General features: G+C 64.9%; 13 protein-coding genes. 5 read left to right on the forward strand and 8 right to left on the reverse strand.

Features of this window, described 5'->3' with window-relative positions; translation table 11 throughout:
- On the reverse strand, window positions 1–562 hold a 562-nt coding region (locus EN781_RS09185; RefSeq protein WP_145965467.1), incomplete at its 3' end, for a sulfatase-like hydrolase/transferase.
- Complete coding sequence (gene betI, locus EN781_RS09190) at window positions 559–1149, reverse strand: transcriptional regulator BetI (RefSeq protein ID WP_126055803.1); 591 nt, start codon at window positions 1147–1149, stop codon at window positions 559–561. The genes betI and EN781_RS09185, both read right to left, overlap by 4 nt.
- Window positions 1150–1391: 242 nt before the next feature.
- Between betI and EN781_RS09195 the strand changes: the two genes are divergently transcribed.
- Both EN781_RS09195 and EN781_RS09200 read left to right on the forward strand, forming a co-directional pair.
- Window positions 1392–2558 carry an acetyl-CoA acetyltransferase gene (locus tag EN781_RS09195; RefSeq protein WP_126055802.1) on the forward strand — a complete coding sequence of 389 codons (1167 nt, stop codon included), beginning with the start codon at window positions 1392–1394 and terminating at the stop codon, window positions 2556–2558.
- Between the two features lie 54 nt (window positions 2559–2612).
- On the forward strand, window positions 2613–3617 hold the full coding sequence (locus EN781_RS09200) for an asparaginase (protein ID WP_126055801.1): 1005 nt from the start codon (window positions 2613–2615) through the stop codon (window positions 3615–3617).
- Between the two features lie 2 nt (window positions 3618–3619).
- Here EN781_RS09200 and EN781_RS09205 read toward each other — a convergent pair whose 3' ends face one another.
- Window positions 3620–4996: a TIGR03808 family TAT-translocated repetitive protein gene (locus tag EN781_RS09205; protein WP_126055800.1), complete on the reverse strand. Its 1377-nt coding sequence runs from the start codon at window positions 4994–4996 to the stop codon at window positions 3620–3622.
- A 103-nt stretch (window positions 4997–5099) separates the two neighbouring features.
- On the opposite strand from EN781_RS09205, the gene greA reads away from it, so the two are divergent.
- Window positions 5100–5582, forward strand: a complete 483-nt coding sequence (gene greA / locus EN781_RS09210; RefSeq protein WP_126055799.1) for a transcription elongation factor GreA — start codon at window positions 5100–5102, stop codon at window positions 5580–5582.
- Here greA and EN781_RS09215 read toward each other — a convergent pair.
- From EN781_RS09215 to EN781_RS09230, 4 genes are all read right to left on the reverse strand, one after another.
- On the reverse strand, window positions 5579–5968 hold the full coding sequence (locus tag EN781_RS09215) for a type II toxin-antitoxin system death-on-curing family toxin (RefSeq protein ID WP_126055798.1): 390 nt from the start codon (window positions 5966–5968) through the stop codon (window positions 5579–5581). The two genes, greA and EN781_RS09215, sit on opposite strands and share 4 nt — an antisense overlap.
- On the reverse strand, window positions 5965–6186 hold the full coding sequence (locus tag EN781_RS09220; RefSeq protein ID WP_126055797.1) for an AbrB/MazE/SpoVT family DNA-binding domain-containing protein: 222 nt from the start codon (window positions 6184–6186) through the stop codon (window positions 5965–5967). The genes EN781_RS09215 and EN781_RS09220 overlap by 4 nt, the downstream gene beginning before the upstream one ends.
- A 71-nt stretch (window positions 6187–6257) precedes the next feature.
- A complete protein-coding gene (gene scpA, locus EN781_RS09225) occupies window positions 6258–8381 on the reverse strand; it encodes a methylmalonyl-CoA mutase (protein ID WP_126055796.1) in 2124 nt (707 codons plus the stop codon).
- Window positions 8378–9820 (reverse strand): methylmalonyl-CoA mutase subunit beta, encoded by a 1443-nt coding sequence (locus tag EN781_RS09230; RefSeq protein ID WP_126055795.1) that lies wholly within the window; start codon window positions 9818–9820, stop codon window positions 8378–8380. The genes scpA and EN781_RS09230 overlap by 4 nt, the downstream gene beginning before the upstream one ends.
- Before the next feature lie 392 nt (window positions 9821–10212).
- Between EN781_RS09230 and EN781_RS09235 the strand changes: the two genes are divergently transcribed.
- On the forward strand, window positions 10213–11757 hold the full coding sequence (locus EN781_RS09235; protein WP_127399918.1) for a helicase HerA-like C-terminal domain-containing protein: 1545 nt from the start codon (window positions 10213–10215) through the stop codon (window positions 11755–11757).
- 329 nt (window positions 11758–12086) lie between these two features.
- On the opposite strand, the gene EN781_RS09245 is transcribed toward EN781_RS09235, so the two are convergent.
- Complete coding sequence (locus tag EN781_RS09245; RefSeq protein WP_126055794.1) at window positions 12087–12710, reverse strand: FMN-binding negative transcriptional regulator; 624 nt, start codon at window positions 12708–12710, stop codon at window positions 12087–12089.
- A gap of 76 nt (window positions 12711–12786) precedes the next feature.
- Between EN781_RS09245 and EN781_RS09250 the strand changes: the two genes are divergently transcribed.
- Window positions 12787–13526, forward strand: a 740-nt coding sequence (locus EN781_RS09250) for a PLP-dependent aminotransferase family protein (RefSeq protein ID WP_145965468.1), incomplete at its 3' end; no start/stop codon positions are given.

Consider the following 13526-nt stretch of genomic DNA (forward strand, 5'->3'; position numbering starts at 1 on the left):
GGTCCGCATCGTCCTGCTCCCGCGACAACTGATAGAGCTTTTGCGTGGCCAGGAAGACGACCTCGTCATCATACTCCATCTGGTTGGTGGTCTCGGCGATGCCGGCGCCGGTGACCGAGCCCAGATTATGGTACCACCAGTCGATGCGCTCGCCGGGCTTGCGGTAGTCCGGCGTCCAGCCGAAATCGGCGGGATAGATGTCGGTGGTCAACCTTTCCTCGAAGCCGTGCAACTGGTCCGGTCCGACGAAATGCATCTTGCCCGACAGGCAGGTATAGTAGCCGGCGGCGCGCAGATGATGGGCGAAGGTCGGGATCGAAGAGGCGAATTCCGCCGCATTGTCGTAGACCCCGGTGCGCGACGGCAGCTGCCCGCTCATGAACGAGGCGCGGCCGGGCGCGCAGAGCGGCGAGGCAGTGTAATTGTTGGCGAAGCGCGCCGAGCGCTGGGCGAGCGCCTTCAGATGCGGCACATCCAGGAACTCCGCCGGCCCGTCGGGGAACAGCGTTCCGTTGAGCTGATCGACCATGACGATCAGGAAATTGGGCCGTCCGGTCGTCAAGGCAGGCTCCGTCCGCTGAGCTTGGTTTCGAGATAATCTTCGACGAGCGCGATGGCCGTCGCCGCGTCCGGCACGCCGTCCTTCAGCGCGCGCCGGATATAGAGCCCGTCGATCATCGCCGCCGTGGCTTCGGCGACGCGATCCGCCTGGCGTCTGGACAGGATGCCGGTCAGCCCGCTCATCAGGTTCGAGTGCAGCCGCCTTGCATAGACCTTGAGCAGGCGCCGCAAAGCCGATGACTTCTGCGCCTCGACATAGAAGGCAAGCCATGCGGCGATGGTCTCGGGCTGGAACTGGTCGTCGGAGAAGCTGACGGCGACCACGGCCGAGACGCGCTGGCGCGCCGTGCCGGTGGCGCGAAGTGCGCGCCTTGTATCGGTGTTGAGCTCCGCCAGTATGTGCCGCATCGTCGCGAACAAAAGCTCGTCCTTGGCGCCGAAATAGTGGTGCGCCAACGCCGACGACACGCCGGCGCGGCCAGCGATCTCCGACATCGTCACGTCCAGCGAGCCGCGCTCGCCGATCGCAGAGATCGTCGCGTCGATGAGCGCCTTGCGGCGCAAGGGTTCCATTCCGATTTTCGGCATTCTGGGATCCGGGCTCAAAGCGAGATTATTTTTTATTGACGGATCAATCAACAAAAAATCGATGCCGGGATCAACCGATCGTGCGGCTCTGGCCCATCCCATTGGCTGGAAAAAAGTTCACAGTTGAACAATATTGAATCTCATGTCGCGACAGGACGTGCTAGCGTGGGTGGAGGTTCAGGTCAGGCCGGCATTACCTGAAGATCCACACACGCCAGGCTGCGCGGCAAATGGAGGCTGTTATGACCGCATGCATCGTCGGCTGGGCGCATTCGCGCTTCGGCAAGCTCGAGGGCGAGACGCTCGAGGGTCTGATCACCAAGGTTGCCGTGGAGGCGCTCGACCATGCCGGCATCGGCCCGGACGATGTCGACGAGATCGTGCTCGGCCATTTCAATGCCGGCTTCTCGCCGCAGGATTTCACCGCGAGCCTGGTCCTGCAGGCCGACGACCGGCTGCGCTTCAAGCCGGCGACGCGGGTCGAGAACGCCTGCGCCACCGGCTCCGCCGCTGTCAGGCAAGGCATCCGCGCCATCGACGCCAATGCCGCCCGCATCGTACTGGTGGTCGGCGCCGAGCAGATGACGACCACGCCCGGCCCCGAGATCGGCAAGAACCTGCTCAAGGCCTCCTATCTGCCGGAGGACGGCGACACGCCGGCCGGCTTTGCCGGGGTCTTCGGCAAGATCGCGCAGGCCTATTTCCAGCGCTATGGCGACCAGTCGGATGCGCTCGCCATGATCGCCGCCAAGAACCATAAGAACGGCGTCGACAATCCCTATGCGCAGATGCGCAAGGATTTCGGCTACGAGTTCTGCCGCCAAGAGAGCGAGAAGAACCCATTCGTCGCCGGCCCGCTGAAGCGCACCGATTGCTCGCTGGTCTCCGATGGTGCCGCGGCGCTCGTGCTCACCGACACCGCGACGGCACTGAGGATGCGCCGCGCCGTGACCTTCCGCGCCAACGAGCACGTCCAGGACTTCCTGCCGATGTCGAAGCGCGACATCCTCGCCTTCGAGGGCTGCGAGCAAGCCTGGAACCAGGCGCTGAAGAAGGCCGGCGTGACATTGGACGACCTCTCCTTCGTCGAGACGCATGACTGCTTCACCATCGCCGAACTGATCGAGTATGAGGCTATGGGCCTAGCCAGACCCGGCGAGGGCGCGAAGCTGGCGCTTGACGGCACGACAGCTAGGGACGGCCGCCTGCCGGTCAACCCCTCCGGCGGCCTGAAGGCCAAGGGCCACCCGATCGGTGCCACCGGCGTGTCGATGCATGTGCTGACCGCCATGCAGCTCACCGGCGAGGCCGGCGGCATCCAGGTGCCGGGCGCCAAGCTCGGCGGCATCTTCAACATGGGCGGCGCTGCCGTTGCCAACTACGTTTCCATTCTCGACCGGATCAGGTAGAAGCGGCCCGCATTTAAAGCGGCGCGCTCTGGGCGCGCGCGTGCGGGAGGCAGCATGGCAAATCCGGTTCTGGTCGAGGTTCTGCGCGGCGCGGTGGTCGAGAGTGCCCATCGCGGCGCGGTCGCTGTCTTCGACGCCGACGGCAAGCCGTTGCTGGAGATCGGCGACACGGCGCGTCCGGTGTTTCCGCGCTCGGCTGTGAAGGCGATCCAGGCGCTGCCGCTAGTCGAAAGCGGTACGGCCGACGCCTATGGCTTCGGCGACCGAGAACTGGCGCTGGCCTGCGCCTCGCATTCCGGCGAGCCGGCGCATGTCGAACTGGCGCAAGCGATGCTGGCGAAAGCCGGTCTGGACGGAAGCGCGCTCGAATGCGGCGCGCATTGGCCGTCGAACCATGACACCACCATTGCTCTCGCCCGCACCGGCAGCGTGCCGAATGCGCTACACAACAACTGCTCCGGCAAGCATGCCGGCTTCCTCTGTACCTGCGTGCATTCCGGGATTGCCCACAGGGGCTACGTCAAAGCCGGCCATGCGCAGCAGGAGATGGTGCGCGATGCCATGCAGTCGGTGACGGAGGCTGCCCATGACGTCGACCATTGCGCCACCGACGGCTGCTCGATCCCGACCTATGCCGTGCCGCTGAAAAGCTTCGCGCTGGGTTTTGCCCGCATGGCGACAGGCACCGGCTTTTCGCCGCAGCGCGCCAAAGCGGCGAAGCGGCTTTTGTCGGCGTGCACGGCCGAGCCGTTCCTCGTCGCTGGCACCGGTAAGGCCGATGTCGCGCTGATGCAGGCAGCGCCCGGCCGCATCTTCGTCAAAACCGGCGCCGAGGGCGTCTATTGCGCCGCCATTCCCGAACTCGGCCTCGGCATCGCGCTGAAATGCGATGACGGTGCCGGCAGAGGAGCCGAGGTGATGATCGCCGCCGTGCTGGCCAGGCTGTTGCACGATGACGAGGCGGTTGCCGCCAGGCTCGTCGAACAGGCCAATCCGCCGGTCGAAAGCCGGATCGGCGCCAAGGTCGGGTCGCTAAGGCCGACCGCTGCGCTTGGCTAACGCTAGGAAACGTGGTTGCGCTCGACGGTCAGATGCGCGTAGCCGGCATTGCCTGACTGGGCAAGGTCGGCGGTTGCCGGATCGGCCCAGCGCTGGCCGATGATCGCGCCGTTCAGCGCGTCGTCGATGACATTGTCCGAGATGATCGCCGTTCCTGCGCCCTCGACCACCGAGACGGCAATGCCGGTGCCGACCTTGCGAATGATGTTGCCGGTCGCCACGACATTGCGCAGATACGGACCCCAGCCGATCTGCATGCCGTAAAGCGGCGCGTTCTCGACGACATTGCCCGACACCGTGGTGTCGGCCTCGACGCTGATGCCGACGCCGAAGCCGGGCGCGTCGGCGGGGTAGGGGCCAACCGTCGACAGATTGCGCACGATGTTGTTCGAGCACACACCCATGCGGCCGCCTTCATTGAAATTGACGATCGAAATGCCATTGGCCGCACCGTCGATGATGTTGTTGCCGATGATGGCGCCCTCGAAGGAGAATTCGGAATAGAGCGCCGTCTCACCCGAGCGCGAACAGGTGTTGCCGATGACCTGCAGATTGCTGGAACTGTTGGCGCGGATCGCCGAGAAGGCACAGTCCGAGACGATGTTGCCCGAGATGACGACATTGCCGGCGCGGAAGGCATTGATGCCGTTGCCGTTCTGGCCGGTGCCGCCATTGCGGGCCCTTATGCGCTCGACACGGTTGCCGCTGACGGTGGTGCCGTCTTCCGCTTGCTGCCAGCGGTGCACCAGGATGCCGCCATTGGCGCAGTCGGACACGGTGTTGCCGGAGATCTCAAGCCCGCCGGCCTCGACCGAATAGATGCCGGCGTCCGCCGCGCCGGAAATATCGGAACGCTCAACGCGGCCCGAAACATGTTCCAGCGCCAGCCCGTTCTTGCCGCTGCCGGTAACCTGGCAATTGTCGATGACGAGATGGCCGACGCGGCGGAGATCAAGCAGACCCTGCGCATAGTCAGCCAGCCAGCGGTTCGAGCCGTCGAACACCAGCCCGCTGAGTTCGATATGCTCGGCCTGCTCGGCCATCATCAGATGCCCGTTGCCGCCATAGACGATGCGCGTGGCGCCCGGCACGCCGCTAAGGCGTAGGCGCGCTGGCAGCCTGAGGTTGGACACGACATAGGAGCCCTGCGGCAAAAACACCGGCGCATCGCGCTCGCTGGCGTCATTGAGGAGCTTGGTGAAGGCCTTGCTCTGGTCGTCAAGCGCGCCCGGCTGCACGCCGAGTTCGGTGGCGTTGATCGAACCGCGCATCGAGGCCTTCTCGATGCCGGGCAGGACCTTGGCCGAGGCTTTGCCAGCACAAAGGCCTGCGATGGCAAAGCCGGCGGTCTGGGCGAGCAGCGTTCGTCTGTTCAACATCGGCACAGGTCCTGGCGTTTGCCATCCCTGTCGCAGGAATCGTGCCAGGTCTGCCATCGGACTACGGCTTGTACAGAGGCGGCACCGGGCCTAAGTTCATTGGATGAGCAGAGCTTTTACCCGCGAAGAAGACAGCGAAAACGCCATCGCCGGCATCGGCGAGCGTCCGATCAGCCCGCATCGCAACCTGGTGACGGAGCGCGGCCTGGCCATGATCGATCAGGAACTCGAAGGTCTGCGCGACGAATTGGGCAAGGCCGAGAGACGAGCGGACCGCGAGCGCATTGCGGTCGTGTCGCGCGACCTGCGCTACTGGACCGCCAGGCGCGAGAGCGCCGAGCTTTCCGTGCCGGAGCCGGGTAGCGAAGTGGTGCGCTTCGGCATGGGTGTGACGCTGGAAGGCGATGACGGCAAGAAGGTGCATTGGAAGATCGTCGGTGAGGACGAGGCCGACCCGTCAAAGGGCAGCATTTCCCATGTCTCGCCGATGGCCATCGCGCTGTTCGGCAAGAAGCTTGGCGATGTCGCGAGCGTCAACGGCAAGGAGTGGGAGATCACGAAGCTCTCGGACAAGGCCGAAAGCTAGTCCTCGAGCTTGACCACATGGTCGCGGAAGAATGCCGCGGCGCCTTCCTCGTTGATCTCGCCCGCCGCAACCCCCATCACGAATTCGTAGATCGTACCGTCGTCGGCTGTAAGGCCGTAGCCATTGATGATTAGGAACGCGCCGGCCGCCACCATGGCAGTGCGCTTGTTGCCATCGACAAACGCGTGGTTCCCGGCAATGCCGAAGATGTAGGCCGCCGCCAGTTCCTCGATCGACGGATCACCATAGTTGGCCTTGTTCTCGGCACGGGCGAGCGCGGATTCGAGCGCATTCTCGTCTCTCAAACCCTGCGCGCCGCCATTTCGGCGCGACTGCTCGGCGTGCATCGCTTCGACGGCGCGACGCGACAGAAACTCCCAGCTCATTCGGCGAGCTTCTGAAGCGCGACCTTGTACTTGTCCATGACCTTGCGGGCGGCTTCCATCTGCCGCTCGAAGCTGTCGTCCACTGGTTCAAGGACAATGCCCTTGTCCGTTTCAACGATCTGGAGCTGATCGCCCGCCTTCATGTTCAGGCGGTCGAGGAGTTCCTTCGGCAGGATAACGCCTTCGGAATTGCCGATCTTGCGAATGGTGGTGTTCATGACAGATGCCTTGTTGTAACGTGAATTATAACGCCATTTTCTCCGCGTTACAACAGAAATTATAACAGCGCTCAGCCTTCCGCCAGCAGCCGATCCATCAGCCTGTCCGCCGCTTCGGGAATGACCGTGCCCGGCGGGAAGATTTCCGCCGCACCCGCCCTTAGCACGGCGTCATAATCCTGCGGCGGGATGACGCCGCCGGCGACGATCAGCATGTCGCCATGGCCGAGCTTCTTCAAGGCTTCCTTGAGCTGGGGGATCAGCGTCAGGTGTCCGGCCGCGAGCGAGGAGGCGCCGATGATGTCGACGTCGTGCTGGACCGCCAGTTTGGCGATCTCCTCCGGCGTCTGGAACATCGGACCGACGGTGACGTCGAAGCCGAGATCTGCAAAGGCAGTGGCGATAACCTTCTGGCCGCGGTCGTGGCCGTCCTGGCCCATCTTGGCCACCAGGATGCGCGGCTTGCTGCCGGACTTCTTCTCGAACGCCGCGATCTTGTCCCGCAGTCTGTCGACCGCCGGATTGTCGCCGAGCGCATCGCGGTAGACGCCGGAGATCGTCTGCACCGAGGCGACATGACGCCCAAAAACCTTCTCCAGCGCCAGCGATATCTCGCCGACGGTCGCGTTGGCGCGCGCCGCGCGGATGGCGAACTCCAAGAGGTTCTCGCCGCTCTCCGCCGCGCGGGTCAGTGCTTCGAGCGCACTGTCGACCGCGCCGACATCGCGCGTGCCTTTGAGCCGCTGCAGCTTCGCCAGCTGCCTGGCCTTGACCTCGGCATTGTCGACCTTCAGCACGTCGACCTCGATGTCGGTTTGAGGCCGATGCGCGTTGACGCCGACCAGCGTCTGCTCGCCGGAATCGATGCGCGCCTGGGTGCGGGCGGCGGCTTCCTCGATGCGCAGCTTGGGAATGCCTTTCTCGATCGCCGCGGCCATGCCGCCAAGGCTCTCGACCTCCTCGATGTGGGCGAGGGCGCGCGCCGCCAGGTCATGCGTCAGCCGCTCGACGAAGGCCGAGCCGCCCCACGGGTCGACGACGCGCGTGGTGCCGGATTCCTTCTGCAGGATGAGCTGCGTGTTGCGGGCGACGCGGGCCGAATGGTCGGTCGGCAGCGCCATCGCCTCGTCGAAGGAATTGGTGTGCAGCGACTGCGTATGGCCTTGTGTCGCCGCCATCGCCTCGATCATGGTGCGGGTGATGTTGTTGTAAGGGTCCTGCGCCGTCAGCGACCATCCCGAGGTCTGGCAATGGGTGCGCAGCGACAGTGAGCGCTCGTCCTTCGGCGAAAAGTTCTTCTTCATCAGGCTCGACCAAAGCAGGCGCGCGGCCCTGAGCTTGGCGACCTCCATGAAGAAGTCCATGCCGACGGCCCAGAAGAAGGAAAGCCGCGGCGCAAAGCGGTCGATGTCGAGGCCGGCGGCGACACCGGCGCGGGCATATTCAATGCCGTCGGCGATGGTGTAGGCGAGCTCGAGGTCCGCCGTCGCACCGGCTTCCTGCATGTGGTAGCCCGAGATCGAGATCGAGTTGAACTTCGGCATGTTTCGCGAGGTGTAGGCGAAGATGTCCGACACGATCCGCATCGAGGGTTTTGGCGGATAAATGTAGGTGTTGCGGACCATGAACTCCTTCAGAATGTCGTTCTGAATGGTTCCGGCGAGATCCTTCTGCGCAACCCCCTGTTCCTCCGCTGCCACGATGTAGAGCGCCATGACCGGCAGCACCGCGCCGTTCATGGTCATCGACACCGTCATTTCGCCGAGCGGAATGCCGTCGAACAGCTGGCGCATGTCGAGGATGGAATCGATGGCGACTCCCGCCATGCCGACATCGCCTGCGACGCGCGGATGGTCGCTGTCATAGCCGCGATGGGTGGCGAGGTCGAAGGCGACCGACAGGCCCTTCTGCCCGGCGGCGAGGTTGCGCCGGTAGAAGGCGTTTGATTCTTCCGCCGTCGAGAACCCCGCATATTGCCGGATCGTCCAAGGCTGCTGGACATACATCGTCGGGTAGGGGCCGCGCACGAAGGGCTGCAGGCCCGGATAGGTGTCGAGATGCGACAGGCCCCTGAGATCGCCCTGCGTGTAGAGATGCTTCACGGCGATGCCCTCCGGCGTCATCCGCAGCCCCTTGATCTCGACCGGCGCGCGTCCTGGCGCGGACCAGCCGATTTGGCTGAAATCTGGGATCATGCGCCGGCTCCGATCGATTGGTCGATGCGCACCGGAAACAGCGGCTCGCAGGTCGCGACACCTTCCGTCAACGCCGGTCTCCGCTCGGCCGGCAACGTCTCGACCGGGCGTTCGCTGCCGGCACGGAACAGCGTGGTGCCGATGATCGCGCGCGAGCCGGTCCGGTATTCGGCATTGCGCTTTGCCGCGGCGGTCTGGACGCGGTTCTGGACATAGCCTTGCTGCAGGCTCGTCAGCACACCGCCTTCGGCCTCGATGCGCTGGAATTCTTGCCAGGCGGCCGCGCAGAGATCATTGGTCAGCGCCTCGACGGCGCCCGATCCGCCAGCAGGGTCGGCGACATGGTCGACATGGCTTTCCTCGGCCATGATCAACTGCGCGTTGCGGGCGACGCGGCGGGCAAAGCCGGCCGGCAGCCCATGCGCTATTGTGTGCGGCAGGATGGAGATCGAATCGGCCCCGCCGGCGGCGGCCGCGAAACAGGCGATCGCCGTGCGCAATATGTTGGTTTCCGGATCCGCCGTCGTCATCATGCGATACGACGTCTCGGCATGGATGCTGGCCGTCGAGGCCGGGATCGAGCAGACTTCCTGGATGCGGGCCCACAGCCGGCGCAGCGCTCGCACCTTGGCCATCGACAGCAACTGGTCCTGGTCGACGCTGAGCGCGAAGCCGATATGGGGCGCTGCATAGACCAGCGGCTGGCGCGCCTTCTCGAACATCCTGAGATAGGAGACCGCGGAGGCGAGCATGGTGCCGAGCTCCTGCGCCTCGGTGGCGCCGGCATTGTGGAAGACGCGCCCGTCTGCCTCGAGCAGCACGCCGGGCACCCCCATGGAGAAGAAATGCGCCATCGATTGCGGCATAGATTCCTGCAGCGCCTCGATCGACATGCGCAGCCGGCCGGTGCCGGCGAAGATCGCCGCCGGATCGATGCCGAAGGAGAGGTTGAGCTTAGTCGGATCGGAGCGGCGCTTGCCGAGGAACGCTATCAGCCAGTCGGCCACCGCGCGGCTCCAGGGATGCGCATCGATGCGGACCTGGACGCGGTTGAGCGGCACGCCGTCGAGCACGGTCTCCAGCGCCTCGGCCGTCCGCGGCAGGCCATAGCCGAAAGCGTTCGGCGCCCCTTCGAAAACCAGCGACAGGCCGGTGGCGCCCTGCGCGACATCCTCCAGCGCCTGCGCCCTGGCGCGGGCGACATCCGGATCGTCGACGCGCTGGCTGACGATCCACGCCGCTGCGGGATTTGCCCTGACCAGCGGTTCCATGGTGACCGCACGCTCATAGAGCGGCTCGATGCGGATGCCGTCGTCGCTGTGCGAAACGAGCCTCTCCTCGAAGGAGCCTCCGGCAAGCGCCTTTTCGGCGAGCGCCAGCCAGCGCTGGCGGTCAGCGTTCTGAAGGTCGACTTCCCTGGTCAAGGCGCCGGCGCCCATCCGCTCTCCTCCCTTACAGCGCCGCGCATCTCCTGGACACGTCGCGGACGCCGTAGCACCTTTGATTCAGCGCATGATCCTTTCGCGGTCATGCGCCGTCTGCCGCATCAATCGAACCGTTAGTCTAAGGTTCCATGCCCGATATCACAATGCGCTGCCCATGCGGCCGGGTGAACCACCAATCGATTGCCAAACATGCCCAAAATCCACAACTTGCCACAAGCCCGTCAAGACCCAGCTTTGGGCTGGGTTCCAATTCCGATCGCGATTGGACGCCCAAATTGCGATAGGGGCCCAAATTGCGATAGGAGCATTGTCGCTGCCGCGTCGCGTCACTATACCTCAGGCGTGGCCTTTTGCTTTGACTTCATCAGGTTCGCGGAGACCGACATATGGCTGACGACAAGAGTATTTTCATCGGCGCCAGCCGCAAGCCCGACGACAGCTACCAGCGCCCCGAACAGCTTCTGCTGCAATATGGCAACCGCCACGGCCTGATCACCGGCGCCACCGGCACCGGCAAGACGGTCAGCCTGCAGATCCTCGCCGAAGGTTTTTCCAACGCCGGCGTGCCGGTTTTCTGTGCCGACATCAAGGGCGATCTTTCCGGCATCGCCATGATGGGCGAAGCCAAGGATTTCCTGGTCAAGCGCGCCGAGCAGGTGAAGCTTGAGCCGTACGACTTCCAGCAATTCCCGGTCATCTTCTGGGATCTGTTCGGCGAACAGGGCCATCCGATCCGCGCCACCATCTCGGAGATGGGTCCGCTGCTGCTCTCGCGCCTGATGAACCTCACCGAGGCGCAGGAGGGCATCATGAACATCGCCTTCCGCATTGCCGACGAGGAAGGCCTGCTGCTGCTCGACCTCAAGGATCTGCAGGCGCTGCTCGCCAACATCGCCGAGCGTGCCGACGAGCTCAGCGCCCGCTACGGCAATGTGACGAAGCCATCCGTCGGCGCCATCCAGCGCACCCTCCTGGTGCTGGAACAGCAGGGCGCGGCGAACTTCTTCGGAGAGCCGGCGCTGCGCATCGCCGACATCATGCGCACCACCCGCGACGGCCGTGGCGCGATCAGCGTGCTTGCCGCCGACAAGCTGATGATGAACCCGCGCCTCTACGCCACCTTCCTGCTCTGGCTGATGTCGGAATTGTTCGAGGAACTTCCCGAGGTCGGCGATCCTGAAAGGCCGAAGCTGGTCTTCTTCTTCGACGAGGCGCATCTCTTGTTCGAGGACGCGCCGAAGGTGCTGATCGATCGCGTCGAGCAGGTGGTGCGGCTGATCCGCTCCAAGGGCGTCGGCGTCTATTTCGTCACCCAGAACCCGCTGGATATTCCCGAAAAGGTCCTGGCCCAGCTCGGCAACCGCGTCCAGCATGCGCTGCGCGCCTATACGCCACGCGAGCAGCAGGCGGTGCGGACGGCCGCCGACACCTTCCGGCCGAATCCCGATTTCGACTGCGCCACGGCCATCACGCAGCTCGGCACCGGCGAGGCGCTGGTCTCGACCCTGGAGACCAAGGGCGTGCCGTCCATGGTTCAGCGCACGTTGATCCGGCCGCCATCGTCTCGACTTGGCCCGATCACGCCGGACGAGCGCCGCCAGCTGATCGCCGAGAGCCCGGTTACGGGGCAATACGACCAGACCATCGACCGCGAATCGGCCTTCGAGATGCTGCAGAAGAAGGCCAGGGAGGCGCAGGAGGCCGAGCAGCAGGCGCAACAGGCCGATAGCGGCCGCTCGCGCTGGACCATCCCTGGGTTCGGTGACGATCCTGCCCCGCAGTCCGGCGGCCGCCGCGCGCCGGCGCCGCGTCCCTCCAACCGCCAGACGGTAGCCGAGGCGGCGATCAAGTCGGTGGTGCGCTCGGTCGGATCGTCCGTTGGGCGCGCGATCGTACGCGGGATTCTGGGCAGCCTGGCCAGGGGGCGGTAGGATGGTTCGGGTGGCGGCTATCAAGCTCGACACCAACGCTGTCTTTTGCCGCAACTGCTGGAACTGCTGTGACCGTGGCGGCGCGAAGGCAGCAGGGCGCTGCCTCAGATATTCTCCGGCGTGACGATCTCGAAGGGGATGGACCGCTGAAGGGCAGCGATAGGTGCCTGCGGTCCAATGACATCGATCATGGTCTGCACGAGAAGGGCGGAGGTCGCCTCGAGCGGATGACAGAGAGCTGCCGTGATCAATCCTTCCGACGTGATGGCGAGCAGGAAAAGCCGCGGCGAAAGAACCAGGCAAACCGGCTCAGATCCGGCATGACGGACTCACGACGGGATGAGAGGTGCGACCTCGCGGTCCGAAAGCCGGTCACTTGCCGCAAGGCCGGACATGACACCGGCGCGATCGGCCGCGTTGCGGTTCTGGCTCATCTTGCGCTTGCCTTCCAGCCTCGCGACCGGCATGCGCAGGCCGACGATCCCCCTAAGCTGCGACTGAATGAACTCCGGCGGAGCATCCGACACGGACCACGGTGTGGCGCGCCCGCCTTCATGCAGATTGGTGAGACGCGTCACCACCTCGAGCAGCCTGTCGGCGTCGTCGAAGAATTCGACCGGCCCATAGGAGTGGATGGCGACATAGTTCCAGGTCGGCACGACCTTGCCGGTTTCCTGTTTGGTTTGATACCACGCCGGCGTCACGTAGGCGTCCGGCCCCATGAAGATCGCCAGGCCATCACCCAGCACGGGTGCGCGCCACTGCGGATTTGCCTTCGCGACATGGCCGTAGATTGTGCCGTGCTCGCCCTCGCTCTCGTCGAGGAAAAGCGGCAATGGCGTCGCCAGCAGTCCTTCCGCGGTGGCGGTGACCAGGGTCCCCAACCGCGCCGCGCGGATCGTCGCTCTCAGGCTCTCCTTGTCGTCATCCCGGAAGGCAGGCGGTATGTACATGATGAAACTCCTTGCGTCGCAGCTGAAGATGCCTGATGTCTGGCTTGCCTGGAATATCCAGTTTTGAGGTTTTTCGGTGGTCCAGTTGGAGCAGGATCGTGTCGCGCGCCGGATCATCGCGGCAATCAAGGAACAGATCCACAGCGGCGCCTACCAGCCCGGCGACCGCCTACCCTCGACGCGGGCCTTCGCCGCCGAATGGGGCGCGTCACGAACTACGGTGACGGCGGCCTATAATCAGCTTAACGCCGAAGGCTATCTGATCATCCGCCATGGGGCGCGTGCCGTCGTTGCCGCAGGGTTGGAGAGGGCGACGGGGGAGGCGCCCGTCTCGACCGCCCCGCCTCGGAACCTTTCGGCATTCGCGCGCCGGCTGCTGGCTTTGCCTCCGCCACCGGAGCAGCAGCCGGGCAAGGTCGCGGATTTCCGCTATGGCGATCTGTCCGGGGCAGACTTTCCGGTGCTGGCCTGGCGACGGGCGTCCAACAAAGCCATCCTGCGACGCGGCGCGCGGCTGCGCTACGGCGATCCGCAAGGGTCTTCGGCTCTCCGCGTCGCGCTTCAGGGCTATCTCTGGCGCGCTCGCGGCATCAACTGCGTGCCGGACCAGATCGTCATCGTGAACGGCTCGCAGCAGGGGCTCGACCTCTGCGGACGGCTGTTGCTCGACCCCGGCAACCCCTTCGTGATCGAAAACCCGGGATATCCGCTGGCTCGCCATGCCTTTGCCGCGGCAGGCGGCGTCGCGGTTCCCGTTGCCGTCGACGCGGACGGGTTGAGGACGGATGCGCTGCCGCCAGCCCGCCTCGCCTGCGT

It is taken from the genome of Mesorhizobium sp. M4A.F.Ca.ET.090.04.2.1 (assembly GCF_003999085.1).
GTDB lineage: Bacteria > Pseudomonadota > Alphaproteobacteria > Rhizobiales > Rhizobiaceae > Mesorhizobium.

Bases quoted from the DNA above. Each gene is read 5' to 3' on its own strand.
- EN781_RS09230 (WP_126055795.1), bottom strand. From the start codon at position 9,820: ATGGGCGCCGGCGCCTTGACCAGGGAAGTCGACCTTCAGAACGCTGAC.
- scpA (WP_126055796.1), bottom strand. From the start codon at position 8,381: ATGATCCCAGATTTCAGCCAAATCGGCTGGTCCGCGCCAGGACGCGCG.
- EN781_RS09205 (WP_126055800.1), bottom strand. From the start codon at position 4,996: ATGTTGAACAGACGAACGCTGCTCGCCCAGACCGCCGGCTTTGCCATC.
- EN781_RS09215 (WP_126055798.1), bottom strand. From the start codon at position 5,968: ATGAGCTGGGAGTTTCTGTCGCGTCGCGCCGTCGAAGCGATGCACGCC.
- EN781_RS09220 (WP_126055797.1), bottom strand. From the start codon at position 6,186: ATGAACACCACCATTCGCAAGATCGGCAATTCCGAAGGCGTTATCCTG.
- greA (WP_126055799.1), top strand. From the start codon at position 5,100: ATGAGCAGAGCTTTTACCCGCGAAGAAGACAGCGAAAACGCCATCGCC.
- betI (WP_126055803.1), bottom strand. From the start codon at position 1,149: ATGCCGAAAATCGGAATGGAACCCTTGCGCCGCAAGGCGCTCATCGAC.
- EN781_RS09245 (WP_126055794.1), bottom strand. From the start codon at position 12,710: ATGTACATACCGCCTGCCTTCCGGGATGACGACAAGGAGAGCCTGAGA.
- EN781_RS09195 (WP_126055802.1), top strand. From the start codon at position 1,392: ATGACCGCATGCATCGTCGGCTGGGCGCATTCGCGCTTCGGCAAGCTC.
- EN781_RS09235 (WP_127399918.1), top strand. From the start codon at position 10,213: ATGGCTGACGACAAGAGTATTTTCATCGGCGCCAGCCGCAAGCCCGAC.
- EN781_RS09200 (WP_126055801.1), top strand. From the start codon at position 2,613: ATGGCAAATCCGGTTCTGGTCGAGGTTCTGCGCGGCGCGGTGGTCGAG.